27 protein-coding genes, 1 pseudogene and 2 riboswitches are annotated in these 26,128 nt (G+C 66.7%); of the genes and pseudogenes, 10 read left to right on the plus strand and 18 right to left on the minus strand.

The window, feature by feature from the left end; all coding sequences use genetic code 11:
• Window positions 1–194 precede the first annotated feature (194 nt).
• Entirely contained in the window at window positions 195–713 is a 519-nt protein-coding gene (locus U9J23_RS26180; protein ID WP_272269526.1) for a hypothetical protein, read from the minus strand.
• Between the two features lie 218 nt (window positions 714–931).
• A riboswitch (cobalamin riboswitch) is annotated at window positions 932–1,065 on the plus strand.
• 227 nt (window positions 1,066–1,292) lie between these two features.
• Here U9J23_RS26180 and U9J23_RS26185 point away from each other — a divergent pair.
• Genes U9J23_RS26185 through U9J23_RS26205 form a run of 5 tightly spaced genes read left to right on the plus strand, consistent with a single transcriptional unit; the run spans window position 1,293 to window position 6,040 of the window.
• Window positions 1,293–2,369 (plus strand): ABC transporter substrate-binding protein, encoded by a 1,077-nt coding sequence (locus U9J23_RS26185; protein ID WP_326603249.1) that lies wholly within the window; start codon window positions 1,293–1,295, stop codon window positions 2,367–2,369.
• Between the two features lie 8 nt (window positions 2,370–2,377).
• A complete protein-coding gene (locus tag U9J23_RS26190) occupies window positions 2,378–3,463 on the plus strand; it encodes a FecCD family ABC transporter permease (RefSeq protein ID WP_272269484.1) in 1,086 nt (361 codons plus the stop codon).
• Window positions 3,460–4,530, plus strand: coding sequence for a FecCD family ABC transporter permease (locus U9J23_RS26195; RefSeq protein ID WP_272269481.1), 1,071 nt, complete (start codon window positions 3,460–3,462; stop codon window positions 4,528–4,530). The genes U9J23_RS26190 and U9J23_RS26195 overlap by 4 nt, the downstream gene beginning before the upstream one ends.
• Complete coding sequence (locus U9J23_RS26200; RefSeq protein ID WP_272269479.1) at window positions 4,527–5,357, plus strand: ABC transporter ATP-binding protein; 831 nt, start codon at window positions 4,527–4,529, stop codon at window positions 5,355–5,357. The genes U9J23_RS26195 and U9J23_RS26200 overlap by 4 nt, the downstream gene beginning before the upstream one ends.
• Window positions 5,354–6,040 carry a (2Fe-2S) ferredoxin domain-containing protein gene (locus tag U9J23_RS26205; RefSeq protein WP_272269476.1) on the plus strand — a complete coding sequence of 229 codons (687 nt, stop codon included), beginning with the start codon at window positions 5,354–5,356 and terminating at the stop codon, window positions 6,038–6,040. The genes U9J23_RS26200 and U9J23_RS26205 overlap by 4 nt, the downstream gene beginning before the upstream one ends.
• A 105-nt stretch (window positions 6,041–6,145) precedes the next feature.
• Here U9J23_RS26205 and U9J23_RS26210 read toward each other — a convergent pair whose 3' ends face one another.
• From U9J23_RS26210 to U9J23_RS26255, 10 genes are all read right to left on the minus strand, one after another.
• The gene (locus U9J23_RS26210) at window positions 6,146–6,706 is read right to left on the minus strand and encodes a DUF7676 family protein (protein ID WP_272269473.1); all 561 of its coding nucleotides are present in this window, start codon (window positions 6,704–6,706) and stop codon (window positions 6,146–6,148) included.
• Entirely contained in the window at window positions 6,703–7,209 is a 507-nt protein-coding gene (locus U9J23_RS26215) for a (2Fe-2S)-binding protein (protein WP_272269471.1), read from the minus strand. The genes U9J23_RS26210 and U9J23_RS26215 overlap by 4 nt, the downstream gene beginning before the upstream one ends.
• 133 nt (window positions 7,210–7,342) lie before the next feature.
• The gene (locus U9J23_RS26220; RefSeq protein WP_272269469.1) at window positions 7,343–8,158 is read right to left on the minus strand and encodes an ABC transporter ATP-binding protein; all 816 of its coding nucleotides are present in this window, start codon (window positions 8,156–8,158) and stop codon (window positions 7,343–7,345) included.
• Window positions 8,155–9,258 (minus strand): FecCD family ABC transporter permease, encoded by a 1,104-nt coding sequence (locus tag U9J23_RS26225; RefSeq protein WP_326603253.1) that lies wholly within the window; start codon window positions 9,256–9,258, stop codon window positions 8,155–8,157. Before U9J23_RS26225 ends, U9J23_RS26220 begins: the two co-directional genes overlap by 4 nt.
• Window positions 9,255–10,451 carry an ABC transporter substrate-binding protein gene (locus U9J23_RS26230; protein WP_272269463.1) on the minus strand — a complete coding sequence of 399 codons (1,197 nt, stop codon included), beginning with the start codon at window positions 10,449–10,451 and terminating at the stop codon, window positions 9,255–9,257. Before U9J23_RS26230 ends, U9J23_RS26225 begins: the two co-directional genes overlap by 4 nt.
• 36 nt (window positions 10,452–10,487) lie before the next feature.
• A riboswitch (cobalamin riboswitch) is annotated at window positions 10,488–10,610 on the minus strand.
• A gap of 277 nt (window positions 10,611–10,887) precedes the next feature.
• Complete coding sequence (locus U9J23_RS26235) at window positions 10,888–11,652, minus strand: TniQ family protein (protein WP_272269523.1); 765 nt, start codon at window positions 11,650–11,652, stop codon at window positions 10,888–10,890.
• A gap of 52 nt (window positions 11,653–11,704) precedes the next feature.
• Window positions 11,705–12,769: an ATP-binding protein gene (locus U9J23_RS26240; protein WP_272269461.1), complete on the minus strand. Its 1,065-nt coding sequence runs from the start codon at window positions 12,767–12,769 to the stop codon at window positions 11,705–11,707.
• The gene (locus tag U9J23_RS26245; RefSeq protein WP_272269459.1) at window positions 12,766–13,161 is read right to left on the minus strand and encodes a hypothetical protein; all 396 of its coding nucleotides are present in this window, start codon (window positions 13,159–13,161) and stop codon (window positions 12,766–12,768) included. Before U9J23_RS26245 ends, U9J23_RS26240 begins: the two co-directional genes overlap by 4 nt.
• A gap of 75 nt (window positions 13,162–13,236) precedes the next feature.
• Window positions 13,237–14,826: a helix-turn-helix domain-containing protein gene (locus U9J23_RS26250; protein ID WP_272269457.1), complete on the minus strand. Its 1,590-nt coding sequence runs from the start codon at window positions 14,824–14,826 to the stop codon at window positions 13,237–13,239.
• Window positions 14,823–15,458 (minus strand): TnsA-like heteromeric transposase endonuclease subunit, encoded by a 636-nt coding sequence (locus U9J23_RS26255; protein WP_272269455.1) that lies wholly within the window; start codon window positions 15,456–15,458, stop codon window positions 14,823–14,825. Before U9J23_RS26255 ends, U9J23_RS26250 begins: the two co-directional genes overlap by 4 nt.
• A 348-nt stretch (window positions 15,459–15,806) precedes the next feature.
• Between U9J23_RS26255 and U9J23_RS26260 the strand changes: the two genes are divergently transcribed.
• Together U9J23_RS26260 and U9J23_RS26265 are read left to right on the plus strand one after the other, a co-directional pair.
• Entirely contained in the window at window positions 15,807–16,985 is a 1,179-nt protein-coding gene (locus tag U9J23_RS26260; RefSeq protein WP_326603258.1) for a site-specific integrase, read from the plus strand.
• Between the two features lie 5 nt (window positions 16,986–16,990).
• On the plus strand, window positions 16,991–18,004 hold the full coding sequence (locus U9J23_RS26265) for a hypothetical protein (protein ID WP_272269757.1): 1,014 nt from the start codon (window positions 16,991–16,993) through the stop codon (window positions 18,002–18,004).
• Between the two features lie 390 nt (window positions 18,005–18,394).
• Here the strand turns inward: U9J23_RS26265 and U9J23_RS26270 are convergent, their stop codons facing one another.
• The 5 genes and pseudogenes from U9J23_RS26270 to U9J23_RS26290 form a co-directional block, all read right to left on the minus strand.
• A complete protein-coding gene (locus U9J23_RS26270; protein WP_272269754.1) occupies window positions 18,395–19,396 on the minus strand; it encodes an IS481 family transposase in 1,002 nt (333 codons plus the stop codon).
• Between the two features lie 2 nt (window positions 19,397–19,398).
• Window positions 19,399–20,193, minus strand: coding sequence for a 23S rRNA (adenine(2058)-N(6))-methyltransferase Erm(46) (erm(46), locus tag U9J23_RS26275; RefSeq protein WP_272269752.1), 795 nt, complete (start codon window positions 20,191–20,193; stop codon window positions 19,399–19,401).
• 422 nt (window positions 20,194–20,615) lie between these two features.
• The gene (gene soxR / locus U9J23_RS26280) at window positions 20,616–21,131 is read right to left on the minus strand and encodes a redox-sensitive transcriptional activator SoxR (RefSeq protein WP_272269750.1); all 516 of its coding nucleotides are present in this window, start codon (window positions 21,129–21,131) and stop codon (window positions 20,616–20,618) included.
• Window positions 21,128–22,564: an MFS transporter gene (locus U9J23_RS26285; RefSeq protein ID WP_272269747.1), complete on the minus strand. Its 1,437-nt coding sequence runs from the start codon at window positions 22,562–22,564 to the stop codon at window positions 21,128–21,130. Before U9J23_RS26285 ends, soxR begins: the two co-directional genes overlap by 4 nt.
• Before the next feature lie 136 nt (window positions 22,565–22,700).
• A pseudogene (locus tag U9J23_RS26290) lies at window positions 22,701–22,953 on the minus strand (integrase core domain-containing protein); the annotation flags it as partial.
• A 424-nt stretch (window positions 22,954–23,377) separates the two neighbouring features.
• Here U9J23_RS26290 and U9J23_RS26295 point away from each other — a divergent pair.
• The gene (locus U9J23_RS26295) at window positions 23,378–23,770 is read left to right on the plus strand and encodes a transposase family protein (RefSeq protein ID WP_272269745.1); all 393 of its coding nucleotides are present in this window, start codon (window positions 23,378–23,380) and stop codon (window positions 23,768–23,770) included.
• A gap of 103 nt (window positions 23,771–23,873) precedes the next feature.
• On the opposite strand, the gene U9J23_RS26300 is transcribed toward U9J23_RS26295, so the two are convergent.
• Window positions 23,874–24,779, minus strand: a complete 906-nt coding sequence (locus U9J23_RS26300; protein WP_326603323.1) for a sigma-70 family RNA polymerase sigma factor — start codon at window positions 24,777–24,779, stop codon at window positions 23,874–23,876.
• Between the two features lie 84 nt (window positions 24,780–24,863).
• Between U9J23_RS26300 and U9J23_RS26305 the strand changes: the two genes are divergently transcribed.
• Window positions 24,864–25,160 carry a hypothetical protein gene (locus U9J23_RS26305; protein ID WP_272269739.1) on the plus strand — a complete coding sequence of 99 codons (297 nt, stop codon included), beginning with the start codon at window positions 24,864–24,866 and terminating at the stop codon, window positions 25,158–25,160.
• The gene (locus U9J23_RS26310; RefSeq protein ID WP_272269737.1) at window positions 25,157–25,525 is read left to right on the plus strand and encodes a DoxX family protein; all 369 of its coding nucleotides are present in this window, start codon (window positions 25,157–25,159) and stop codon (window positions 25,523–25,525) included. Before U9J23_RS26305 ends, U9J23_RS26310 begins: the two co-directional genes overlap by 4 nt.
• A gap of 180 nt (window positions 25,526–25,705) precedes the next feature.
• On the opposite strand, the gene U9J23_RS26315 is transcribed toward U9J23_RS26310, so the two are convergent.
• Window positions 25,706–26,092, minus strand: a complete 387-nt coding sequence (locus U9J23_RS26315; RefSeq protein ID WP_272269735.1) for a nuclear transport factor 2 family protein — start codon at window positions 26,090–26,092, stop codon at window positions 25,706–25,708.
• Between the last annotated feature and the right edge of the window lie 36 nt (window positions 26,093–26,128).

The following is a 26,128-nucleotide window of genomic DNA, read 5'->3' on the forward strand; positions in this document are numbered from 1 at the left end:
AATAGCGGGCATCGAGGGGACTTGGCAGATCGAATCCGGTCGATGCCGCTGAGGGCACGCACGCCCTACACCCGGCACCTATCAGGGGGCGGAGGCGGGGCGGCGGAAGAAGAAAGTCGGACCCACCCCTCGGCGATCGCGTGCTCTCCCGCGCCGGGGACGGCGCAGCAGGCGGATCAGGGAGGGAAGGTCGGCTACGCCGCGGTCGGCGGTCCGCGGGTACCGGCGGCGGCGCCGGCCAACAACCACAACGACAGCGTCGCCCGATAGACCGGGGTCGCCGACCACACCACGGTCCGCACCGGCGGGACAGAAACGAGCACCAGCATCACGCGGGTGAACGCCCCCAACACGTGCAGACACGCATCTTCGACGGCGCGCACCACAGCGGCGGAGACTGCAACAGCGGCAAGGTGGGCGGCGATCATCGCGGGCGACAGTTCCAGCCCGTGCGCGTGGTCGTCGACCACCGTGAGGGTGGTGTGCCCGACCACCTGCCCGGCAGTCAGTGCCGCGAGGAGAAACAACCAGTTCCGATCGCGCACGGTGACGGCGGCGACCGCGGCACCGACGCCGGCGCACGCGGCCAGCAGCAACACCACCGCCGACTGGCTCGGCGGCATCCCGCCACCGGCCACACCATGGGCGGCGATACTCACCGCCCCCGACACCGACCCCACGGCAGCACCGCGCACCTGCGCAAGCACCGGCATCCGTGAGTCCACCCCGCGAGGATAGCGTTGATGCCCCTCGGGTCTCTCCTCCGGTTTCGCGACAGGGCAGGGCGATGAGCTCGGTCTCCCGCACCGCGGTGGTACCGGCGTCGAACAGGACACAACCGCTACGCCCTTCGAGTGGCGTTGCACCACCACCGACCTGCACCGCCCCCGGCCCCTACTTCGGCCGAGCCGGCAAATCGGGCATGGTCGGCTCCTGCTAGCCTCAGTGCGTCCATCACGATGGGATCCGAGGAAGCCGGTGTGAATCCGGCGCGGTACCGCCACTGTGAGCGGCGCTTCGACAAGCGTCTGCGAGCCAGATACTCACCCCATTCGTACCTTTCGGCATCGGGGCGGCCTACCCCGAGAAAGGCTGCGCGAAGCCGTGCACCCATCTCTCTCCCATTCTGTCTCCGCTGTACCTCCTCGGCGTCCGGATCCTGTCGAAGGGCGCGCCATCGCGATCGCCCACGCACCCGGAATCAGTGATCAGGTCGCTGCGACCCGCACCCTCCATGCCTCGATCCTGCCCGAGTGCCGATTCCCCCAGCGCCTCGAAAGGAGGGCCGTCGCATGACTCCGCTGAACCGTCGGACGCTGACCGTCGCCGCCGCATGTCTGACGCTGATCAGCGTGAGCGCATGTGGCGCAGACGAGAAGGAGACCGCCGCGTCGGCCGACTCCATGACCGTCGAGAACTGCGGGATCGACGTCACCGTGGAAGCGCCACCGGAGCGCGTGTATGCCGCCTACCAGCCGGCCATCGAGATCGCGCATGCGCTGGGCATCAGCGACCGCCTGATCGAGACCGCCTTCCTCGACGCTCAGGTTCTGCCCGAGTACGCAGATGCCCAGGAGCAGGTGCCGTACGTCGAGAAGCTCCCCAGTCGTGAGGCGCTTCTGGCCACCGGGCCCGACTTCATCCTGTCGGGCTACAACAACGTGTTCACCGAAGACGGCGCCGGCGACGAGAGCTTCGGCACGCGGGCGAGTCTGACCCGGCTCGGCATACAGAGCTGGATCCTCAGCCCGCTGTGCCCCAGCGCGGACGGACTGTCGGACGAGGCGATCGACCCCGCCACCGTGAGCGTCGAGACGATCTATGACGACCTGCGCGACCTCGGGGCCCTGTTCGACGTCGAGGAGCGCGCCGAGCAGGTCATTGCCGATCAACAGCAGCGCATCGCGGCGGTCGACCAGGTGCTGGCCGGGGCGGACCGCCCGAGCGTCGCGATCGTCCTACTCGACGAGGGCGGTGGCATCCGCGTCGCCGGTGGCATCGACTTCGGTACCCAGATCATCGCGCAGGCCGGGGGCGTGAACGCCTTCGCCGACCTCGTCGAGCGACGCCACGTCGCGATCGACCTCGAAGAGCTGATCCGTCGCGACCCCGATGTCATCTTGACCAGCACCTGCTGCGACGCCTCCTATACCCGCCAGGACGGCGCCGAGGAGGCGCAGACGATCATGCAGAACCCGGCGCTCGCGGGCCTGTCGGCGGTGCAGAACGGTGCCGTGCATCCGTTCCTGTTCGCTGACCGCGCCGCCGGAGTCCGCATCGCCCATGCAATCGAGCTGCTGGCTTCGCTGCTGCACCCCGACCTGGCCCCGGCCATCCAGGACGAGACCGGACAAGACGGGGGCGAGTGAGGTAGGCGGTGACGACGGCGGCAACGACCCCCGAGCGATCTGCGGACGGTCCGGCCACGGCTGCCGGCGCGCCTGTCGTGCGCTCCGGCCTGCTGAGCGGCAACCGTACTCGCCTACTCGGGCTCGCGGTGGCCACGGCTGTTCTGGTGGCCGTGACCCTCGGCTCGGTCCTGCTCGGCACCCTGCCGGTCAGCCTCTCCGACGTCGTCGAGGCCGTTACAGGCTCGGCGGACAGCGACGTCGAGCGTGCGGTGCGATATATCCGCATCCCGCGGACCGTAACCGGCCTGCTGGCCGGGATGGCGCTCGGCGTCGCCGGCGCGGTGATGCAAGGTCTGACCCGCAACCCCTTGGCGGGACCCGGACTGTTGGGCATCAACGCCGGCGCGGCGCTGGCGGTGGTCTCGGCGATGGTCGGTCTCGGCATCACGAGCGCTGCCGGTTATGTGTGGTTCGCCTTCGCAGGAGCTGCGGTGGCCGCAGTCTTCGTCTACATGCTCGGCTCGCTCGGTCTGGGTGGTGCCACGCCGGTGAAGCTCGCTCTGGCCGGGTCGGCGTTCACCGCGCTCCTGGGCGCGGTCACCACGATGATCACGCTCCAGGACGCCTCCACGATGGAGGACTTCCGCTATTGGGTGGTGGGATCGTTGACCCGTTCGGACAGTGAAGCTCTGGCCGCGGTAGCGCCGTTCATCGCCGTCGGCGTCGTCCTGGCTGTGGGCCTGACCCGCGCGCTGAATGCTCTGGCTCTGGGTGACGATCTCGCCCGCAGCCTCGGTACCCGTGTGTGGGTCGACCGCACCGCGGGGGCTCTCGCCGTGGTTCTGCTTGCGGGTGGCGCCACCGCTATCGCAGGTCCGGTCGGGTTCATCGGGCTCGTGGTACCCCACATCGCACGGATGATCACGGGCTCGGACTACCGCTGGGTGCTCGCCTGGACCATCGTGCTCGCGCCCATGCTGCTGCTGATCGCCGACATCCTCGGACGCCTCCTGGTCCAGCCCGAACAGCTGCAGGTCGGGATCATCACCGGCCTGGTCGGCGCCCCGTTCTTCCTCTACCTGGTCCGCAACCGCAAGGTGGTCGGCACATGAGTTCGCCGGTGCGCCGCGGTCCAACCCGCGACACGCTCCTGGTGGCCCCGCGAGGTACCCCGGTCTCCTTTCGGATCAGCCGCTCCTCGGTGCTGCTCACCGTCCTCACCGGCATGGCCGCCGTTGCGGTCGCCACGGCTTCCTTGGTCCTCGGGGTGTACCCGATCTCGGCTTCCGACGCCCTCACCATCGTGGGCGGCGGAGGCACCCTCATCGAGCGCGAGGTCGTGCTGGGCGACCGCCTGCCCCGGGCACTGGCCGGGCTCGGTGTCGGCGCAGCCTTTGCGCTCTCGGGGGCCATATTGCAGCGCATCGCCGCCAATCCGCTCGTCAGCCCCGACATCATCGGCATCAATTCCGGGGCGGCGATGGGCGCATTGACCGTGCTGCTCATCGTGGGGGGCAGCGGTCTGCAACTCGTGTTCGGTGCGCTGGCCGGCGCGATCCTCGCTGCGCTGATGATCGTGCTCATCGCCTACCGGCGCGGTCTGCACGGCTTCCGGCTGGTGCTGGTCGGGATCGGTGTCGCGGCGATGCTCTCCTCGGCCATCTCCTATCTGCTCACCCGTTCCGACATCCACCGAGCCATGAGTGCCGCCGCCTGGCTGACCGGCAGCCTGGCCAATCGCAGCGGGCTGCACGTGACCATCATCCTCATCGCGCTGGCGGCGACGGTCCCGGTCCTGATCGCGATGTCGCGGCACCTACGGCTGCTCGAGCTCGGCGACGATCTCACCCGCACCCTGACCGGAACCGGTCAAGGCCGCAAGGTGCTGTTGCTCCTGATCGCAGTGGTCCTCGCCGCGATGGCGACCGCAGCTGCCGGCCCCATCGGTTTCGTCGCGCTGGTGGCACCACAGATCACCCGCCGCATCCTCGCCGAGCGGCAGGTCGGCCTTGCGCCCTCTGCCGCCGTCGGCGCCCTCCTGGTGGTCAGCGCCGACCTGGCCGGCCGCTCGATCTTCGCGCCGGCGGAGATGCCCGTCGGAGTCCTCACGGCGATCCTCGGAGCGCCGGTCCTGCTCTATCTCCTCGCCCGCGCCCACCGCATCGGAGCCGCCGGATGACACCGCAGCCAGCACACGCGACCCCGTCGGTCTCGTTGACGACCGAGCAGCTCAGCCTGGGCTACGGCTCCTCGCTGATCGTCGACCAGGTGAGCACGAGCCTGCCTGCCGGCCGGATCACGGCGATCGTCGGACCCAACGGGTGCGGCAAGTCGACACTGTTGCGGGGCCTGGCCCGCCTGTTGTCGCCGCAGCACGGCCGAGTCCTTCTGGACGGTACCGAGCTCACCGAGATGCCGGCGCGCACGCTGGCCCGCACCCTCGGTCTGCTGCCGCAGCAGCCCCTCGCCCCGGACGGCATCACTGTCGCCGATCTCGTCGGCCGGGGCCGGCATCCCCATCAACGGTGGTTCCGCCAGTGGAGTGCCGAAGACGAGCAGGCGGTGGCTGCCGCACTGGCGGCGACCGGCGTCGACCAACTGGCCGAGAGCCCGATCGACGAACTCTCCGGTGGCCAACGCCAACGCGTGTGGATCGCGCTGGCGTTGGCCCAGAATCCCGACATCATGCTGCTCGACGAGCCCACGACCTTCCTCGACCTGGCCCATCAGATCGAGGTGCTCGACCTGCTCGCTTCCCTCAACCACCGGCTCGGACGCACCATCGTGCTGGTGTTGCACGACCTCAATATGGCCAGTCGCTATGCCCATCACCTTGTGGCGATGCGAGCGGGGACGCTGGTGACCGCCGGACCGCCCAGCGAAGTCATCACTCCCGAGGTGGTGCGCGACGTCTTCGGTGTGGAGGCCACCGTGATCACCGATCCCGTCGCAGGCACACCGTTGGTCCTACCCCACCGGTCGGTCGACATCGAGGCCGCCCGGTGACCGGGCGCGTTCTGGTCGGCATGTCGATCCGCGAGGTCAACGCCGCCCGGGAGCTGGAGGCCGCCGCAACAGGAGCGGGCGCGCGGCTCGCCTTCCTGCAGATCGCCGAGCCCGCACTGTCGACAGTGCTGACCGAACTCGCCGACCGAGGGGTGACACGGATCGAGTTGCTCGGGGTGTGTTTCGGGCCGCTGGCCCCCGGCTTGTCGTGGCTGCGACGGGTCGCCGCGCACTGGTGGCGCGAGCGCGGCCCCGAGGCACCGGATGTCGTGATCGCTACCGTCCTGGTCGGCGCGGACGTCGCCGTCCCCGGTGTCATTGATACGGCTCTGCAGAGTGTACGGCCGGTCCGTGGCACCGAAGCGCCGGTCACCTCGCCCGCGTGGGAACAGGTGCCGCCGTATCGTCGCCACGTGACGGTCTGTCGGGGGCCGCGCTGCAGCGCGCGGGGTGCCGAGCAGACCTGGACGGCCCTCGCGGACGGACTGACGCAACGGGGGCTCAAGGACACCGAGGTCCTGATGTGCGCCGCGACCTGCATGTTTCCCTGTAATCAGGCCCCGGTCGTCGCCGTCCAACCCGATGACGTCTGGTACGGCCGTATCGGCCCGGCAGAGGTCGACGAGCTCATCGAAGTCCACCTCGTTGCGGGGACACCCTTGGACGGCGCACGGATCCGATAGGCCGAGATCCTGTCCCAGCCAAGCGTCGGCCAGGGTGCCTCTCGCTGCGTGGTCCCTGAGCGACGCCGCTCCGCGCCGGACCTCGGTCGGCGCCCGGCTTCACACTCATGTGTGCCGGAAGCCCCTACCTGTGCGATCGCGTGGATCGGGTTCCAGCCCCAGAAATTCCGCGCGGATGCGGTCCCACGCCTCGAGGTGTTCCCAGACCGGTTCATCGGTCAACTGTTGGGTATTGGTGAGGAACGGGGTGGGCAGCATGATCGTGAGCATCTGCTCGTCCCGGCCGTTGAACATGCGCAGACCCCACGAGGTGACGGTGTCGTCCTTGCCGATCCTGCGGTACAGCTCGGCGCGGCCGCAGCGGCGGATCCGGCCGAGTTCCGGTCCACTGGCGGTGTGTTCGCCGATGCACAGATGGAAGTGCCACCGGCCGAAGTCGACGGTGACGTACCCGTCGTACATCCCGATCTTCTTCGGTGCGTTCGGGGCCGCGACCTCCAGCGCCGAACCTTCGATGAGCAGACCGAACCACATGTCGTTCCAGTAGTCCTCGAACAGCAGCCGGATCAGACGCAGCAGGCTGTCCTCGTCGGTCGGCAACGGCCAACGCTGTTCACGCCCACCGTCCTCAGTGTCGAGCGTCTCGGGATCGAAACCAACTGTCACGGAATCTCCTTCGAAAGGTCCTTCGGCGGGGTAGGAAAGACGCAATCGCCGCAGACCCCGCCGGTGGGGGTGCGGTAGTACAGACAGCAGCTGCGACGTCGACCGGTCGCCGGGTCGATGGCGTCGGCGAGACGCGGATCGGACAGCAGTGAGTCGACGTGAGGACCCGTGGCGGAACCGATCACCCGGCCTGCACCGATCAAGGCCGATGCAGTGTTACCCCACAGCAGTCCGGCTGCGGCCTTGTTGGACCATGAGTCGACGAGCGGTCCGATCTGCCGGTCGAGCACCTCCACGGCGACACCGTCACCGAAATCCGGTTCGGTGATGTGCAAGTGCAGCCCGCCAGCGTTCCGCCACAGGAGCAGCTCGGGATCGAGCCGGACACACCGTCCGGAGTCGACGACGGAACCGATCGCCATCGACCACAAGCGTGCGACGTAGCCGAAGAAGAGGGTCGATACTGCCACGCGCGGTTCGGCGGTCCCTATCCGTGCTGCCATGTCGGCCACCAGAGCGTCGCGGGTCGCGGGGGTGCGTAGCTCGGCGGTGGGACGCCATCTGTCGTCGGCAGGGCCCGTGCTTACGCGGAAGTACGGGCCCCACACTGTAATTCGCTCAAGAGTCCCGATCGCATCAGACACGGTTGTTCTCCGCTTCCAGGTCGAACACCATCCTGCGAGGATCGAACCGCATGCGTCCACGATCGAACGCCGCCCCGATACGGCCAGATTCGGCGAGGGCAGCGGGGGTGTCGCAGGTCAGGGTCCGGTCGGCGTCGAGCAGCCACATCCGGTCGGACACCCGGAACGCGAGTTCGAGTTCGTGGGTGGACATCACGACCGCCAGATTCTGCTCGCGTGCCAGGCGTCCCAGTACATCGACGAGTTCGACGCGTGACGGAACGTCGAGGAACGAGGTGGGCTCGTCGAGTACCAGCAACGACGGATCCTGGGCGAGCGCCCGGGCGGCGAGAGTCCGTTGTCGCTGGCCATCGGACAGTTCGCCGAACTGACGGGACGCCAGGGGCGTGGCTCCCACAGCGTCGAGGGCCCAGTCCACCGCAGCCCGGTCCTCGGGGGACACCCGGGCGCTGGCCGGCAGGTGCGGCGTCCGGCCCAGGGCGACGAGTTCGCGCACGGTCAGCAAACCCGGGTCGATGCGATCGGTGAGGACCACCGAGATGCGGGTCGCGAGATCGGCGGGGCGCACCGTGGCGAGGTCCTCACCGTCGACGAATACCTGTCCGCCCAGAGGCGGTTGCAGCCCACACAGCGTGCGCAGCAAAGTCGATTTGCCCGCGCCGTTGGGTCCGACCAGCGCGGTCAGTTCGCCCCGTCGAGCAACGGCGGTCAGGTTCGCGGCGATCTTGGTGACCGTGTTCGCGCGGAAGGCGCGACGACGGGTGTAGCCGATGGTCAGATCCCGCAGTTCCACGCCGGCGGGGGTCACAGCGCCGCTCCCAGTGCTCCGCGGCGCGAGCGGATCAGGACGGCGATGACCACGGGTGCCCCCACGATCGCTGTGACGGCGTTGAGGGGGAAGACGGTGTCGGTGCCCGGCATCTGGCTCACGATCCCGCAGATCAGTGCCAGCGCACCACCGAGTAGCGCCACGCCCGGCAGGAGTACGCGGTGGTCCGAGGTGCCGAACGCCATGCGCGCCAGGTGCGGAACGATGAGGCCGAGGAAGCCGATGGGGCCACAGAAGGCCGTGGTGGCACCGGCCAGCAGGGCAGCGGAGATCACCGTCGTCAACCGGACGATGCGGATATCGATGCCCATCGAACGGGCGTATCCCTCGCCGAGGAGCAGAGCGTTCAAGGCACGCACCGTCAGCAGGGCAACGGCGATCCCCCCGAGTACGACGGGGACGAGCAGCCTCAGATCCGACCAGGTCGTCGCCGTGAAGCTGCCCAACCCCCATACCAGGAACTGCTGGCTTCGTTGCGGATCCGCATAGACCAGCAGGACGGATACCACCGCGGTGGTCGCCGACCCCAGCATCACACCGATCAGCAGCAACGTCACCGCGGATTTCACCCACCGCGCCAACACCACGATCAGCAGAAGTACCGCGGCTGCGCCGAGCGCCGCGGCGATCACCACCCCGGCACGGCCGAGGCCCGCCAGCCCTGCGGTGAACCCGCCGGCGCCGCCACCCCCGGCGACCACCACGACAGCGACACCGAGACTGGCACCGGAGCTCGCACCGAGAATGAACGGGTCGGCCAGAGCGTTGCGGAACAGCGTCTGCATCTGCAGGCCCGCGATCCCGAGAGCTGCGCCGACCGCAAGGGCGGTGACGGTGCGCGGCAGGCGCAGATCGCGTATCACCATGTCCCAGCGCGTATCTGTCGCGGAGCCGCCGGACAACACCCTCACGGTCTCGGCGAGCGGGACTGTCACCGATCCCAGGGTCACCGACAGTACCGTCGCGACGGCGACTGCGACCGCGAGAGCCACGAACACGACGGTGACGCGGCCTGCCCGAGGTGATGCGTCCAGCCGCCTATCGACCGCGGGCTCGGGTGTCTTCAGCACGGCGGTCATGCCGGCAGTTGCCGATAGAACGTGAACTCGTGGTCGGGCAGGAGATCGGGATGCAGGATCGCGACGAGATCCGCCAGGATCAGGTCGGGACGCAGCACGCCGCGCTCGTAGAAGTCGTTACCGCCGTTCGGTCCGAGTGCCTTGTTCGCGTTCCAGACCCGGCCGGTATCGACCGCGGCGAGCGATCCGTAGCGTTCGTCGTCCGCGAGAGCGTCACCGATGGAGGTCCAACTGTTGACCACCAGCCAGGTCGGAGCGTCGGCGGCCTGCGCGACCACGGCTTCGAAATCGAGGGGAAGCGAACCGGTGGTCGTCACGTCCTGCCACGGCCACTGCGCACCGGCATCGCCGAACAACCGGCCCATGTAACTGCCGCCGGAGGACATGTACCAGGTGCCCTGCGACATCCCGCCGAGCAACACGGGCACGGTCTCGACGTCGGCGGCCTTCGCCGCGACGTCGAGATACCGGTCGCGGATACCGTCGTAGACCTCGGCGGCCCGAGCTTCCGTGCCGGTGAGCGCAGCCACGACCTTGATCCACTCGGCTCGGCCCAACGGGGACGCCTCGAGCCATTCGGCGTTGGCGACCACGCCGATCCCGGCCTCGCGCAGCTGCGTGTAGGCGGGGTCGTCGGTGCCGCCGGTCATCACCACTTCGGGTGCGGCCAGCACGACGGCCTCGGTGTCGATCGAGGCACCTGCTGCGTATTCGGCGATGTCACCGGAGGCGATGCGCTTGATCACGGTGGTGTCGGAGACGTACGAGCCGTTCGAGACGCCGGTGAGCACATCGAGTTCGTCGAGCGCGGTCACCAGTGGCAGGTGGGTGGTCGAGCCGGAGTACAGGCTCGTGATCGGCACCTGGATCTGTTGGGCTTCGGCCAGCTCGCCCGCCAGCTCCGGGGCGGGTGCCCCGCACTTGACCAGCACGTACGACTCAGGTTTTGCGCCCGTGAACGGTTCGTTCACGGTGAGCACCTGGTAACTCTTTTCGTAGGTAATGGAGAAGTTCTCGGCGTCGACGATCTCGGACTTGTCGGGGAAATAGTCGACCGACGGGTCGAAGTCGGTGATACACCCGTCCGAGGCGGCGTTCTCGGTATCGGATCCCGCCGTCGAACATCCTGCGAGCAGAAGGCTCGCGGCGGTCAGCGCGATCAGGAGCTTCGGGAAGGCTGCGCGTACACGCATGGCGATTACGCCCTCTCTCGGGGAAGTCCGCCCCGGGCAAGGAGGTACGGCGACGTGAGTATCTGGCTCCCGGAGATCGTTCTCCGGTCACAGTGGCGGGACCGCGCCGGAATCACACCGGCTTCCTCGGGCGTCGTCGCAATGACGTGCCGAAATTAGCACACCCTGTCAGATGGTCGGTTTTGCCCTTTGTGCACGGTTAGGCACGACGGCGAGACATGAGGTGTCATGCAGGGACAGGGCCAGACCCCGCTTGAAAGTTCGAATGCCTCGGCCCAGCTATCGGTGTGAGGTCGGCAGGAGCCCGATTGCTGTGGGCGCGTGCTCTCGTGTGTTTCGGCCAGACTCCCGTTACTCCGCCCCACGTGTGCGGCAGAACTCCGACAAGCGAGGAGCATCAGGCATGTCGACGGAACGAATCTCGTCCCTCAGAACATCAGACTGCTCCCTTGCTTGAGTGAAGTCCGACTGCTGCGACGAGTCGCTGGCACAGCCGGTCGAGGGCTTCGATGATGGGTATATCGACGGTGCCGTAGTGCAACTGGCGGCTCGGTTGCCGGTCGGCGAGGGCAGCGAACTCGATCAGATTCTGTTGGGCCGTGCACATCTTCTCCGGCGCAGACAGCGCTGGGACATCACGCAGGTCGTACCGGCAGAGCGGCTGCACACGTCCTGGTCGCTGGGCGGGGTCGCGGGGGCGGCGCTGCGGACATCGCCACGGCACCGCGATATTGCCCATCCATGTGGTGCCGGTCCACGGAACTTGCCCGCACCCGGGACACACCGTCCGCAGATACACCTGATGGCGCAGGCAGATCGGCAGCAGCGGATTCGCCCAGCCTGCGTGCCACCACGGATCTGATTCGACCAGACAGCGGGGACAGTACCGCGCCCCCGCGGGATCGGGTCGAATCTGGCAGTGGTGAACCAGGTAGCGGGCCGCGGCGGCATCGATCGGTGTCCCCCACAAAGCGAGCGACAGCTCACCCATGGGGACGCCGAGGTAAGCGGCGATCCGCCGCTGATTCGCGCTCAGGTAGTCGAGAACGCGGTGATAGGCGACCGGACCCTGCACCACCTGCAACTCCCGCAGAATCTGCAGCGGAGAGAGCCGATACCGCGCACCGACGCGCATCAGCCATCCCGGCAGGTACTCACCGCGGTGCAGGTGCACGGTGATCGGCCACCGCTCCACCCACATCGCCACGACTGTCTCTGGACCTCGGGTGGTGTCGGGTCGAGGTGCGCTGGGCTCAGCCCGTGCGGGCAGCGGATTCGCTGGCATTGTCGACGGTCGCGGTGGTGATCAGCTCGGCGGTGACGGTTTCGACGCCGGTGGCGATCGCGAGATACGAGACGCGGTCGAGCAGGTTCGTCAGCGACGCGATCCGCCCTTGGGTGCGGCGGTGCACCAGCCGGGCGTGCTCGCACAGCATCCCGGCGCGGGCGTCGGCGAGGATGAGGTGGTCTTCGGCGGTGCGCAGCAGCGCGAGCCAGCCGCGCATCCCGGTGTCGGTGTCGATGCTGAACGGGGCGACCGGGCAGCGGGTGGCGCGGCGGCTGGTCTGGGCGTAGACGGTGTGCTCACCGAGCAGGCCTTCGTCGAAGAAGCGTTTGGCGGTCAGATTCACCCCGACGTAGACGAAGGTGGCGGCCATGTCGTTGGCCAAACCCTTGAGATGGTTGGACACCTCCAGGCCGTTGCGGTGCCGGAAGTCGACGAAGTGCAGATCGTCGAGCACGATCAACCGGGTGCCGCAGGAAGTGACGCAGTCCACCGCCAAGGCCCCGAGTTTCGAGGTGGAGGCACGGTCCACGGCCGGGTGGCCGTAAAGCCGCAGGATCTGCTGGTTGAGGCCTTTGAGGGTGACCCCGGCGCTGAGCGGGATGAACGCCACCGGCCACCGTTGATGCCCCTCCACGGTGAGGGGTCCTTCGCGGCGGAGAACACGGCGGTGGAAGTCGCGGGCGTAACGGGTGGCGATGGTGGTCTTGCCGAGACCGGGCTCGGCGTCGATGACCACCGAACCACGCAGCTTGTCGCCGTCCCGATACGCCGAGGCCATCACCTGATCGCAGATCCCGTAGGCAGCGGTGAGTTGACTGGTCTTGATCGTCGGCAGGTTCGCGTTCCACACCATCCGGGATTCGTTGTAGTCCTCGCGGTCCTCCTCCGACAGCCGGGACATCGCGGGGCGCGAGAGGATCTCGAACGGCGGGCGGGCCGGGGCGGTGACGAAGGCGTGCCATCCCTGTTTGCGGGAAAGCTGGTAGCGGGCGGTGCCATACGTCGTCAGCCAGGTGGCCCAGGGGTTCATTCGTCGAACACCTCGAAGATCTCCTCGTCGGGATGCTCCGCGTAGTACCGGTCGAACACGTCGATGTCGTCGACCACCTCCAACCGGTGAGATCGACCGGCGGCGAGTCCGTCGAGCAGCTCGGCGACTCCCGGCACGGACGCGGATTCGCGTTCGTCGTCGAAACCGGTCGGCTGTCCCTCGAGGTTCGCGCCTGGGCGGTGTGCGCTCAGGCGGCGGGCCAGGGCGCGGTCGCGGCGGGTCGCGACGTCGTCTCGACTCCACGCGAGCAACAGATCCCGTACCGCGGCGGCGGGATCGAGGTGGCGACGCTCGCGCACGGCGACGCGTTTGGCGTAGTCGGCGGCGTCCTTGCTGAACGGCTGGTTCAGGCAAGCGCCGTGCTCCCACACCAGCTGATGCCAGCGGTGGGTGTCCGGGTCCTGGAACCAGGCGTGCCGGATGTCGTGGTTATCGACGAAGATCGGTCACTTACCGGCGTGGACACCGACGTACGGGGAGCGGGCGGTGCGATACAGGCTGAGCCCGGGGCCGTCGTAACGCAACCCGTCGACCTCGACGCCGTAGTGCTGGATCGTGCGCCACCGCACATCGAGGAACTCGTACGCCAGATCCGGATTCGCCGGCAACAGCAGACCACCGGATTTGGCGACGCCGATCTCGAACATCTCACTCGGCGAGAACCCCACCCGCGGCAGTTCCGGTACGCACAGTCCGTCGTGGCGGGTGTGGTGATAGACCCGGCCCACCCATTCCCGGATGATCTGCTCGAGCTCACTGGCGTAATAGAACGCGGCGTCTTCGACGTCCTTGCCCCGCGAGTAGACGTCCGGGCCCTTGTAGGCGGGCAGGTGCTGCAGCAGTGATTCGCGCAGGGTACGGAAGAAGCGTTCAACGGTGGGTTTGTCGGTGGGCTTGTGCGGGATCGCCGGCTGGACGGTGATGCCCAGTCGGGCGCACACCCCGATCACGTGCGAGGACAGGTACTGCTTGCCGTGATCGACGACGATCGCTTCGGGCAGACATGCCGGTAGATCCCCGATGCGTTGCTGGGAGATCCCGTCCGGGGTTTCGGTGCCGACGAGCAGGTTTCGTGGCACCCCGTGATACGGCCAGACCTGATCCGGATTCGCGTCGGTGTCGCGGGCGGGAGTGATGCACTGGTACAGCACATTCGCCACGTCCTGGGACCGCGTCGACAGCGGTGTCAGGCGCAGGCCGAGGATGCAGCGGGTGTACAGGTCCATCGCCACGGTCAACTCGACCCCGACCCAGCGCATGGTGACCGGTTCCATCGCGAACACATCCAGGGGCGTGGTGTCGAGCACCACGTACTCGCCCGGACGGGTCGCGCGTAGCCGGCCGAGGACACCGCGGGGCCGATCGGCCACCGAGCGGCGGCCTTTCGCGCTGCCGAACGCGTGCCGCCCCTTCGACAGTGCCTTGAGCCGTTTGTAGGCGGTACTCTTGCCCGGCACCGGCACGACCCCTGGTCCGTATTCGGCCTCCAGTTCCCGGGCGATTGTGTCGATGACTGCGCCCATCGTCGGGGTCGAGGCTGTGACGTAACGGTCGAGCACTCTCACACATGCGGTGTCCCACCGTGGGTCCACGCCGAGGGTGTATCTGTTGCGGACACGGGCGTCGACCAAACCAGCGATGCCACCTGTTCGGTACTCGGCGATCCAGCGCTGAAGGGTCCGCACCGACACGCCGAGTTCTTCGGCCTTTGCTCGCAGTGTCGTTTTGAGCGGTGCTGCATCGCTTCCAACGGTTGTCAGTACGCAGCGAACCTGCTCGGCTCGTTTCTCCAGTTCATAGCGCTGCGTCGCGGTCAACGACGACAGCACGACGGCGGCGGGATCCAGATCAGGATCATTCGTCGCTGTCGGCGTGGCCATCGCACTATTGCGTGCACCGAGCTCGGCGATCGTCATCCGCTGCAATGTTTCACCAGATCGCAGAACGACCTCTGCGCCGGACAATCCGACGACTTCCCACGAGGAACCGTCGACCCACATCTGCACGCCCAGCCGAAGTTCGAGAACATTCGTCATGGTGCGTCCCTCACGGCCGTCAGTACCGACTGCCCGGACAACGGCACCAACAGATCCACCGACCAGATGCCAGACCACAACATCGCCAACACCGCCAACCGGCCGCCGGGCTTCTTCGCGGAGGCACTGACCTCGTCGAGGGTCATCCCCACGCGTGCCGTCGTCGTTGCCATCGCTGACAAAGAACCAGAGGCCACCCACCCGAATCGACGGGCAGCGCCGATCGTCCGGACGTTCGCCAGAACCACCGGATCGGCACCTGACCACACCTCGTAGGACCATCCCCGCGAGGCACACACTCGCTCAGTCCACGCGAACACCTGCGCTACCTCGTCGCGACGGGCGAACTCGGCCGGCTTGACGTCGACCACCGTGAATCCGCCGTCTATGCGTTGGAGCAGCAGGTCTGGCACATGCCGGCGCTTGGCGTTCCCGTCCGGGCCGCACAACCACATCGGCTGCGCCGCGATCCTCACCACCTCGGGTGCATAGTCCGCCAGCCACAACCGATCCAGCTCGAGCCTGCTCTCGTAGAGGACATGGGCACGGTTGGTGGCCGACCAGAACATCCCGGCATAGTGCCGCCGACGGGGAGGGCTGCGGACCTTCCGTACAGGTAGTCCCTGGATCATCCGACAGGGATCCGCTGCAGCGAGAGTCGTCGCGACAGGATCACCTGATTCCTGCACGTACCTGACCTCAACCTCGCTGGTCCGGGGCACTTTTACAGTGTCCGCCCGAGTGACATGAAACTTGGAAAATGACACGCCGGTGACACGAAATCTGGAAAATGACACGTTCCCGTGGAACCTACAACAACCGAAGAAATCGGGTGGACCTCCGCTCTGGGCCTATGTCACTCGTGGTTTGTGCGGGGTTGGTGTTGCTAATTGCCATTAGCGCACCATCGACCCCGAAACCCCAGCTGAGCGCGTTTTCCGGTGGAAACCTGTCCGAACAGGGCGGTAGGCTTCCGGTTCGTGCCCGACGACCTGCTCATGCGCCATCCGGACCCCTCCGACGCCTCTGTGTCGACCGCCGCGGAGCCCGCCACGCCGTCCGTGCCGGTCTTGCCGACCGAGACCCTCACGCAGGTGGCCGGGACAGCGGCGCGGTCGCGGTCCGAGTCGACCCGGCGTAACTACGCCGCCGACTGGGACCGCTTCACCGCCTGGTGCGGCAGGGAAGGACATGTCGCGTTGCCGGCGCATCCGCTCACCGTCGCCGCCTACCTCCACGAGGCCGCCGCCACCGTGACGCAGGCGGGGGAGCGGGCCTACTCACCCTCAACGTTGGCCCGCTGGGTCGCGGGCATCGGCTACCACCACCGCCGCGCCGGCCATCCCGCCCCCGGGGCCGACGAGCTGGTCACCGCGACCCTGTCCGGGATCCGCCGGGACTATGCCGCGGCGGGGGAGCGGCCCCGGAGCCCGCGGGTGCCGTTGCTGACCGCCGACATCGTCACCATCGTCGAGACGATGCGCGCCGACAGTGCCGGCTGGGCCGCGGAGGTCCTCGAACGCCGCGACTCCGCCATCTTCTTGGTGGGCTTCGCCGGGGCGTTCCGGCGCAGCGAACTCGTCACGCTGACCTGCAGTGACATCTCGCTGCACCGGCTCGACGGCCTGCACATCAAGCTCCGGAAATCGAAGACCGATCAGGAGGGACGGGGGAGCATCCGGGCCCTGCCGTTCACGCACAGTCATGCGAGTTGCCCGCCGTGCGCGTGGCTGCGGTGGGCGCAGGTCGTCGCCGCCTTCGACGCCGGGGGCCGCCCCGCCGTCATCCGGCTGCTCCGCACCGCCGAACCATTCGAGGCGCACGTGTGCCGGGGGTCGCGGCCGCGCATGGTGCCGTCCTCGCCGTGGCTGCGGGCGATCCGCAAGAACGGCAACCTCTCCGACACCGCCCTGTCGGGAGCGGCGGTGCACAAGGCGATCCGCCGCCGCGCCGAACAGGCCGGCTACGACCCCGAGATCGTGAAACAGCTCGGTGGGCATTCGCTGCGGGCCGGGTTCGTCACCCAGGCCTTCCGCAACGGCGCCTCCGCGCACGCGATCATGCGCCAGACCGGGCACAGCACCCCTGCCATGCTCGAAACCTACGCCCGCGAACACGCCCCGCTCATCGGCAACGCCGTCACCAACCTTGGACTCTGAACGCGATGATCGACGCTGATCGGATAGTCGACCGCCGCAACGATGTTCACGATGCGGACCTCGGCCTCCGCATCCCGGCTCGCTACCGGCACGACTGGGCGCTGTTCGCCGACTGGTGCACCGCCGCCGATCATCGACCGATTCCCGCCGCGTCGGAGACCCTGGCACTGTTCCTGCACGAGCACCCGGCCGCGGTCGCGACGCAGCGACGCCGCCTGTCGGCGATCAACGCCGTCCACACCGAGCACGGCTATCCCGCCCCGGGGCGGACCGAGACCGTGCGCCGCCGCCTCGACACCACCCGTGCCCAGCGTCTCGACCGGCTCCGGCGCCTTCTGGTGCAGCGAGCGGTCGAGCTACCCACCACCGGCTGGCCGAGCGGACTGTTCGGCCGCCGCGACGGCCTCCTGCTCGTCCTCGCCGCCACCGGCATGAGCTTCACCGACATCACCCGGCTGCGCCGCCGCGACCTCCGCCTCGATGGAGACGTTCTCGTCGTCACGACCCGGGCCGGCGAGCGTTTCCGTCTCGCGCCGGATCCCGAGAACGGGGACAATCCCGCCGTCGCGATCTATGAGCGGTGGGCGGAGATCCAGGCATTTCTCGACCTATATCCCGGCACGCATCTGCTGCGCCATCACCTCACCGACCCCATCGAAATCGTCACCGATCCGCTCGATGCGGAGCAGGCCCGTCAACCGCTGTTGTGTCCGATCGACCGCTGGGGACACCTCCCACACGGCCAACCCATGACTGCGCAGTCGGTGTCGATGCTGGTGCGGGCACACGTGGCCGGCCGCGCCCCGGTGCGGCGGGCGCTCCCCGTTCCCCTCCAGGACGACGTTGATACCTGGGTCGAACCGGAGATCGAACTCGATCCCGCCTACTACGAGCGCGGCATCGCCGCCCGCAGCCGCGATCACGAGGCACTCGAAGACCTTGCCGATGCCTTCGACGAGATCGAAGCGCGCACCGATGCGCTACTCGAGGACCTGATGGGAGTGCTGGAGAGGCTGTAGGCGTTCTCCCCCAAACTGCGAGCCAGTCCGGTCCACGCCATTCACGCGTGCGCAGTGCAACGATCCGTCGATATCCACCGCGGTACGGATCGGCATCGTGTGCGGGTGGGAATAACCGGTCGTATCATCCTGCCTCGTCCTCGGCCTGGTAGCGGGTCACCCGAGTGGACACCCACTTGCGGGAAAACCCCATTGCGCTGGCGATATGCGCGTTGGGCCAGCCACTCGGTGGCCCTCGACGAGGAGCAATCTTCCGAGATAAGTCGTGCGGGCATTACCGTAGGACACGAGAACCTCCGAGCGGATGTGGGCCTGAGACAAGCCCCCAGCTCGGAGGTTCTCTTCGCATCAAGTCGACACGCCTGCTGCCGACGTCCCGACCGGGTACAGCTAGCTGTACGAGGCCATGACGTTGGTGACACCGGACTGGAGCTTGTCCGCGGGCGGTCGATCGCCGACGGCAGTGTGGGGCCGGTGGTAGTTGTAGTGGATGTTCCACACCTGCAGGGCCTCAGAGCGCTGGTGTTCGCTGGTCCAGGTGCGCGCGTAGAGAAACTCCTCTGCCAGGATTCGGTTGTAGCGCTCGACCTTCCCGTTGTGGCGTGGGGTGTACGGGGTGATCCGCTGATGGCGGGCACCGTGGAGGACCTTGACGAAGTCTTTCGCCCGGTAGCAGGACCCGTTGTCGGTGACTACGCGGTGAATGTGGGCGATGCCGTGCGCGGCGAAGAACGCCCGGGCGCGGTGCATGAACGCGATTGCGGTGGAGGACTTCTCGTCAGTCAGGGCTTCTGTGTACGCAACTCGGGAGTATCCGTCGACCGTCGAGCGCAGGTAGACATAACCGGCGCGCGCGCCAGCGGTCTTGGCTCGGTCGACCGCCTTGGCCTGGACGGAGCCTCGGCCGTGGGCGCGCCAACCGCCGCCGTCGGGTATGCGGCCGACCTTCTTGACGTCGACGTGGACCATGTGGCCGGGCCAGCGGGCAACGATCCGTCGTGGTGCGCGGTTGCTCTCACCGGACGGGTCGAGGAAGCTGCGCCGGTTCAACCCGAGGCGGGCCAGGTGCCGGCTGACGGTCCGCACCGAGATGACGACGCCGTCATTGGCGAGTTCGAGGGCGATGCGCCGGGCCGACCACTTCCTCTCGCGGCGCAGGTGCTCGATCCGGGTGACGACCTCTGCTGCGGTGGCAGTGGGCTGGCGGTGCGGGACGCTGTGGCGATCGAGCAGACCGCTCTCACCGAACTCGCGGTACCGGTGCACCCATTTGCTGGCGCAGGCGCGAGAGATCCCCATCTCGGCAGCGACGTGGGAGATCGGACGAGTCAGACATCTCTCGACGAGCCGTCGACGGCCTTCCACAGACAACGGGGCGTTGGGGTGCGTCATCGTCAATTCCCGGCTGCTTCCGATCGGAAGCCGGAGATGATCGCGAATAGCTCAGACCACTGTTCGGGTGAGAGATCGCGCGGCAGCGGTGTGCCCCGAAATCGTTGTTCGGCGAGCCACTTCTTGACCGCCGCCTTCGCCGGGGCGCCAGCAGCCCTCGGTAAGATCTGATGCAGCCCATGGCCTTTGCTTGTGAACACGGAGTGGACGAAGGCGCTATAACGGGTTCGTAGGGCGGGGTCGACGAGTGGATCGATCCGCCGAGTGATGGTCATCAGCCCTGCATCGACTCCAGGTCGTGGCGCGAATGCCGATGCGGGAATACGGCCGGCCAGGCCGTAGTCGTACCACGGCCACCATTGCGCCGTCATCATCGTCGCGCCACCGACCGCCGCGCGGCGTCGTGCGACCTCCCACTGCACCACCAGGACCGCTGTCGTCCAGTGTCCGGCGTGCAGGATGCGCCGCAACATCGCCGTGGTGTGGTGGAAGGGCAAGTTCCCTACGAGGGTGTGCGGTGTTCGTGGCAGTCGGTAGCGCAGGAAGTCGGCGTGCACGATCGTTGTAGTCGGGTTGACGCGGCGTTCAAGCGTTCGCGCATGTCGTGGATCGATTTCGATCGCTGTGATCGGACGGCGTAGCGCCTGCAAGGGCAATGTCAACGCCCCACCGCCGGAGCCGATTTCGATGATCGGCCCGTCCGTTCGGGAAACGAGGTCGACGATCATGTCGACCGCATTGCGGTCGGTGAGGAAGTTCTGGCCGAGCTCGTGGCGGCCGGAACGATAGGTAGGCATGGGGTATGAACTCCGGGCGATTGTGGGGTGGCCCGGGCAGCACAAGGACGCCGCCCAGAACTGACGTGCTGAAAGCGGCGGAGTGTGTTGAAAGTTCGCTCCGCCGCTAGAAGCGGCGGAACTCGGTCACTGCCATGCTTGTACCTCCCACGGCCGCACCCTACAACATCGGTGCCATCACGCGCACAACGTCATGACCCGCAACACCTAGGTAAAGCGCCCCCAGGCGACGGGAAATCATCTGTCTTTGCCCGTCAGCTTCTGGCTTCACCTTGAAGCCGTCCGGCCACAGCCGAACAGGAGAAGGATCAGCACGCTTCCGCCATGGGCGAGCACGCCGCGGAGATACCGTTGTGCTTCTTCCATGTCAGCTCCCAATCTGTAATGCCAGGTTGTGCGCGTAGCGGAAGGGCAACTGAAAGTCACGACGATGCCTTGTTTGTGACGATGTCGTGCCTCTGGATACGGACCGGGCCTGGGCCTTGTGCGCTGAGGGTGTCGTCGGGGTTCAGGAGGAGACAGGCCTTCATGGACAGACATCCACAGCCGATGCAACCGGTCAATTCGTGTTCGAGGTCCTCGATCTGGCGAAGCCGTTCCTCCAGTTGACGTTTCCACAGACGCGAGACGCGTTGCCAGTCCTCGTGGGTGGGCGCATGGTCGGTCGGTAAACCGTGGAACACCTCTTCAACGTCTGCAAGCGGTATACCAAGTCGCTTGGAGACGATCAGGAGGGAGATCCGGCGAAGCATATGCCGCGGATACAGCCGTCTGTTGGCGGAGTTCCGTGCGCTGAAGATCAACCCCTTACGCTCGTAGAAACGCAATGCCGACGCCGATACGCCCGTTCGCCGCATCACCTCCCCGATGGTCAGGGGCTCGGTCGAGTCGATATGACGTCCACAGGCTTCGCCTGCTTCATTGTTGGTGTCCGTCATGACATGGCACCTACATCGTGTCCGGGTTCCGGGGAGCGCATGAACAACAGCACAGCGATGGACGCGGAGAGCAGGAGGCAGACACCGCCGACTCCGATCTGAGTGAAGTGCCACGACGTGGTCAACGCGTCCACCTCGGCGTCATGGGCGGTGTCGAGGCGGCCCGCGCTCACCGCAGCCGCGCGTTCGGGGTCACCGAGCTGATGGGAAAGGAACCCGATCAGGGCGGCGCTGAAGGCGGCGATCACGAGGGCCTCGGCTGCTCCGCGGAGGGTATTGAGAAACCCTGCCGCCGTGCCGACAAGGCGTGCAGGAACAAGGCTCATTGCCTGGCCGTCGGTGATTCCGAATGATGCCCCCATACCGACACCGATCATCAGGAGCGGTACCGCGATCAGAGTCGTCGTGTTGTCGGGGCCGAGCATGAGCAGGCCGAAGTTCCCGGCGACGACGAGCCCGAGTGCGATCATGATGATCAGTCGCGCGGAGACGCCTTTGTTGACCATGCCGACGGCGAGGACAGGGGCCACCAATACCGGTGCGGTCAACAGCAGCATCGTGAGCCCCGCGGTCACAGGTGTGAAGTCAACCGCTGCCTGTAGGTAGGTGGGGAGGAACACCAGAACGCCAAGGAAACCAATCGAGGTGGTCAGCGTTGCCAGGCACCAGCCCATGAACCTGCGGTGGGCGACGAGTTCGGGTGCCAGCACCGGGGCGCTGCTGCGCCGTTGCACGATGGCGAAGGCGACGAGCCCGATTGCTCCGAGAACGAGTGTGAGAAGGACTATGGGGTGCGTCCAACCGAGCTCAGGTGCTTCCAAGAGTGCGAACATCAGAGCGCTGAGGGCTACGACGAACAGGACGCTCCCGACCCAGTCGGTGCGGACGTCGTTCGCGCGGGACTCAGGAAGACGTCTTGCGCCGAGGACGATGCCGAGGCCAATGACCGCGAACACGACGAAGCTCCCTCGCCAGCCGGTCAGCGAGATCAATCCTCCGACCAGGGTTGGGCCGACAGCGATGCCGACTCCCGCCATCGTTCCCATGAACGCGAATGCGCGGTTGCGGGCGGCACCGTCGTAATTCGAGGCCAGGAGCGCTCCGCCAGCAGCCATGATGCCCGCACCACCGGCACCGGAGACGATACGTGCGATATCTACCACCAGGATTGTGGGTGCCGCCGCCGTTGCCAGAAACCCGGAGGAGAACACGATGGCTGCGGCGACGAACATCCGGCGACGACCTACGCGGTCTGCCGCAGCGCCCGCCACGAGCGTCATCGCTGCGAACGCGAGGTTGTACCCGGCAACCACCCAGTTCAGTGCCGAACCGGATGCGTCGAGGTCACGTCCGAGATCCGGCAGGGCAATCGCGGTGCCTGAAATCGACATCGCTACCAGGCCAACGCCGATCAATACGACAGGCAGCGTCAACCGTGACGGTGTCGTTGGTGCCGCGCGTGTAGAAGCGTCGGAGACAGTAAAGGATTCCACGGTGAGGCCCTTTCTTCGCGGGCGCGTTGCCCGTGACATGACCACACCAGCACCTCAACCATGGTTGAGGTCAACTCTAATGTTGCCCCTGGAGAATGGACACCAGATTTCCTGCCGTGAGTGTGAGCGTAGCCGATGCGGTCATTCGTCGTTCGAACTCGATCGGGGTCAGATAGCCCAGCGCGGAATGACGCCGCCGCCGGTTGTAGTACGACAACCACTCGAACAACTCCAGACGCGTTCGAGCTTTCGATGTCGGTCCTCGTCCATGTAGCGATTCACGTTTCAGGCTCTGGAAGAACGCTCCGCCAGGCGTTGTCGTAACTCGAAATCGGCCGCTGACCGGCGCAGGACTCCCGTTCGAGCTGCCGCTCCTTCTCTGCGCTGCGCAGCCGGGTGTTCTCCGCTCGCAGGCGTGCCAATTCCCAGGCTGGGGTTTCGACGCCGGCTCTGCGGTCCGACTCGACGGGGATTCCTACCGTCTGCGTGATCACCATGCCCGGTCGGAAAGCTCTGGGAGACCACCCCGGCGCCCGACAACCGCTACAGTGAACCCAGTTCATGGCCGGGCGCTTTCACCGAGCGCAGTTGAGCCCGTTCGAGGATCTGGCGCACTTTCCGTGAAGGCGACAGCATGCCGCTGACTAGCGGTCACCAACGATGGGCCAAGATCATCTCGGCGTGACCTCGCGCCTCTGACAGTCCTCCTGCCCCATCTGTAAAGCGTCGTCATCGACGCCGTTCATCTGAGCGATGCCACAATCGGCGATCACGGCCCATCCCCGAGGCAACGAGGGGCGGTGCCCGAAGTGCGGCACCGCCTCGAATCGGGTGCATTCACGGTATCGACGTCAGCCCGCCGACACGATCATCGGCGCATATCCGGTCATCCTCGATCTCGTGGTCCGCAGATTCTTCTGCGACGACGACAGCTGTAATGCAACGACATTCGCCCAGCAGGTACCAGGACTAACACAGCGCTGGGCTCGACGAACGACAGTGCTCGACACGATGATCGAGGCGATCGGACTGGCTGTGGACGATGGGTGCACTGCGTGCACGCAGTGCACCCATCGCGATCCGCGCGCACTACAGGTCACGCGCCCGGATCGAGGCGGTCGGGCCTCACAGGAAGGTTCGTGCTGACGTCACAGCTCAAGATCAGGACCGGGACCACGGCTTGCGCCGGGTGCTTCCGTCCCGTCGGCAATGGCCCTGTCTTTCGTTCGGTTACGACACGTCCGTAGGGTCATTCAACTGCGGCTCGTATAAGCATCTTCATGGATGCCACCGTGCTGCTGGGGTGCCTCACGCTCATCTTGTCGGTTGGTTTCAGGCGAGTGATCTCGATACGGGCGATCGTGTTGTCCTCGAACGTGAACATGATGGCCGCGAGGGGGTGCCCGCCGGGGGCTATGACCGCGGCGGCGGTGCCATTGACGAGCAGTGGGATGCTCGTGTGAATTCGGTCCATGAAGTACCGGGTCTCTTCGGCCACAGCGCGACTTCCGAAGACTTCGCCGGATCCGCCCTCGGGAAGCATCGCTGAATCGGCGGCCCGGACGACGTCGGGTGCCATCAGCGCAATGAGGGTGTCCATGCGTCCGCCGCGAGCTGCCGCGAGGAACGCGTCAACGATTCGCCAGTGACCCGATGTTCGTGTGTGCTCTGCAGCGGATGCCGCATCGGCTCCTTCGAGGCGTTGCCGTGCACGGCTGGCTAGTTTCTTCGCGTTCGTCGGCGTGGTCTCCAACACGAGGGCAACCTCGTCGAACGGTACGCGGAACAGGTCGTGCAGGACATAGGCCACGCGTTGAGTCGCGGTGAGCTGGTTGAGGAGCACGAGGAGTGCGCGTGAAATGTCTTCACGCCGGAGGAACTCCTCGTCGGCGGCGAGCTGATCATTGGGGATCGCGTCGGCGAGAAGTGGCAGTTCTCCGCGTCGGTTCCGTGATCGCAGCTGGTCGAGACACAAGCGGGCGGTCACGGTGGTGAACCACCCGGCCGGGCTGTCGATCTGTGAACGGTCGACGGCGTTCGTGCGCAGCCAGACAGTCTGCACAGCGTCCTCGGCGTCTTCGAGGGAGCCGAGGATCCGGTGGGCGAGTGAGAGTAGCCGAGGCCTCGCCACCTCGAATTCGTCAATCAAGTCCACGAGAGCGGTCACCTTTCGGTCGTGCCGGGCGTCATGAATGGCGACCAACCGGAAATCGACAGCCCTTGCACGTAGGAGACACTCATGAGCGTACAGATCATCGAGTTCGGCACCGAGCCGCATCGAGTAGGCGAGGTTGAGGAAGCAATCAGGAATCTGTTCGCCGCCGTCGAGGCGGCCGCGCCTGCAGGCATCGAGTACACGGCAGCCCGCATCGGCGACAGCGCGCAGTTCCTGCTCACGCTCACCCTCCCTGATGACGCTGCCAACCCGCTCCTCGAGATCCCCGAGGCCGGCGCGTTCCGGGGCAAGGTGGGTCAGTGGGCCGGTGGCCCGGTGCCACCGTTCACGCTTCACTTCATCGGGCGGTACACCGCATGAGCGAGGCGGCTTCGCCGGCGCTGCTGATCATCACGGTCGTGTGCGTCGTCGCCAACGCCTTCATCGTTGCTGCGGACCTGGCACGGGCAAGATTTGTGCTGGCGAACTCGGCGGAGGTCGGTGTGCGACCTGGGACGCTGCCGTACCTTGCCGTGCTGAAGGGTGCCGGCGTAATCGGCCTGGTGGCGGGGCTCGCAGGTGTCACAGCCCTGGGCCTGGCCGCTGCAGGGGGACTGGTGCTGTTCTACCTATGCGCGGTCGCAGCGCACGTTCGGGCATCGGTATTCCACAATATCGCCTTCCCGGTGCTCTTCTTGGCTTTGGCTCTGAGCGCTGCCACGTACTTCGCCCTGGTCACGGCTTGACGCAGGCGACGGAGCAACCTTGCGATTCCTCCCTGGCCGGCCTTCAAGAGTGTCCTATTCAAAGTGGACGAAATGGCCTGGGACCCTTTGCGCTTCGCTGCTTGGTTCGGCGTTCCCTCTCGCCGGTCTGAATAGCGGTCGAGGCGCGGGTGACCGAATTGACTGGTCAGATGTCGGCATTCACGCAATAGGCGGGATTGGTGTCTGTTGGTAGAGCGCCAGTCGCCACTGCCCGTCGCAGCGTGTGTAGACGGTCGACATCAGGGCGTGGAAGTGGTCCTCACTGCCGCGGGATGCGCGCCCTGTGTAGATCAACGCGGCGGTGTCCGCGTCGATCTCGACCAGGCGTTCGTCGCTGATGTCGTACGCCTGCCATGGCGGCGCGTCGTTGAGAGAGGCGATCACCGCCTCGCGATCCATGGCCAGACCGTGGGCGAGGACCATCACGGCATCTGGAGTCATGAGCCGGCCGTAGAAGTCCGCACCCTTCCCGTCACACAACGAGGACCAGCCCTGATGTTCGAGTTCCAACAGTTCCGCGATCTCCACACCGCCACGGTAGGTCATCACTCCGCGGCCGACGGGCGAACGGGCCGAGACGGT

Source organism: Rhodococcus sp. PD04 (assembly GCF_035918275.1).
Lineage (GTDB): Bacteria > Actinomycetota > Actinomycetes > Mycobacteriales > Mycobacteriaceae > Rhodococcus > Rhodococcus rhodochrous.

Coding starts and splice junctions, on each gene's coding strand:
- U9J23_RS26180 (WP_272269526.1), bottom strand. CDS start 713: ATGCCGGTGCTTGCGCAGGTGCGCGGTGCTGCCGTGGGGTCGGTGTCG.
- U9J23_RS26185 (WP_326603249.1), top strand. CDS start 1,293: ATGACTCCGCTGAACCGTCGGACGCTGACCGTCGCCGCCGCATGTCTG.
- U9J23_RS26195 (WP_272269481.1), top strand. CDS start 3,460: ATGAGTTCGCCGGTGCGCCGCGGTCCAACCCGCGACACGCTCCTGGTG.
- U9J23_RS26200 (WP_272269479.1), top strand. CDS start 4,527: ATGACACCGCAGCCAGCACACGCGACCCCGTCGGTCTCGTTGACGACC.
- U9J23_RS26215 (WP_272269471.1), bottom strand. CDS start 7,209: ATGGCAGCACGGATAGGGACCGCCGAACCGCGCGTGGCAGTATCGACC.
- U9J23_RS26225 (WP_326603253.1), bottom strand. CDS start 9,258: ATGACCGCCGTGCTGAAGACACCCGAGCCCGCGGTCGATAGGCGGCTG.
- U9J23_RS26230 (WP_272269463.1), bottom strand. CDS start 10,451: ATGCGTGTACGCGCAGCCTTCCCGAAGCTCCTGATCGCGCTGACCGCC.
- U9J23_RS26235 (WP_272269523.1), bottom strand. CDS start 11,652: ATGTGGGTGGAGCGGTGGCCGATCACCGTGCACCTGCACCGCGGTGAG.
- U9J23_RS26240 (WP_272269461.1), bottom strand. CDS start 12,769: ATGAACCCCTGGGCCACCTGGCTGACGACGTATGGCACCGCCCGCTAC.
- U9J23_RS26250 (WP_272269457.1), bottom strand. CDS start 14,826: ATGACGAATGTTCTCGAACTTCGGCTGGGCGTGCAGATGTGGGTCGAC.
- U9J23_RS26255 (WP_272269455.1), bottom strand. CDS start 15,458: ATGATCCAGGGACTACCTGTACGGAAGGTCCGCAGCCCTCCCCGTCGG.
- U9J23_RS26265 (WP_272269757.1), top strand. CDS start 16,991: ATGATCGACGCTGATCGGATAGTCGACCGCCGCAACGATGTTCACGAT.
- U9J23_RS26270 (WP_272269754.1), bottom strand. CDS start 19,396: ATGACGCACCCCAACGCCCCGTTGTCTGTGGAAGGCCGTCGACGGCTC.
- soxR (WP_272269750.1), bottom strand. CDS start 21,131: ATGACGGACACCAACAATGAAGCAGGCGAAGCCTGTGGACGTCATATC.
- U9J23_RS26295 (WP_272269745.1), top strand. CDS start 23,378: ATGCCACAATCGGCGATCACGGCCCATCCCCGAGGCAACGAGGGGCGG.
- U9J23_RS26305 (WP_272269739.1), top strand. CDS start 24,864: ATGAGCGTACAGATCATCGAGTTCGGCACCGAGCCGCATCGAGTAGGC.
- U9J23_RS26310 (WP_272269737.1), top strand. CDS start 25,157: ATGAGCGAGGCGGCTTCGCCGGCGCTGCTGATCATCACGGTCGTGTGC.
- U9J23_RS26315 (WP_272269735.1), bottom strand. CDS start 26,092: ATGACCTACCGTGGCGGTGTGGAGATCGCGGAACTGTTGGAACTCGAA.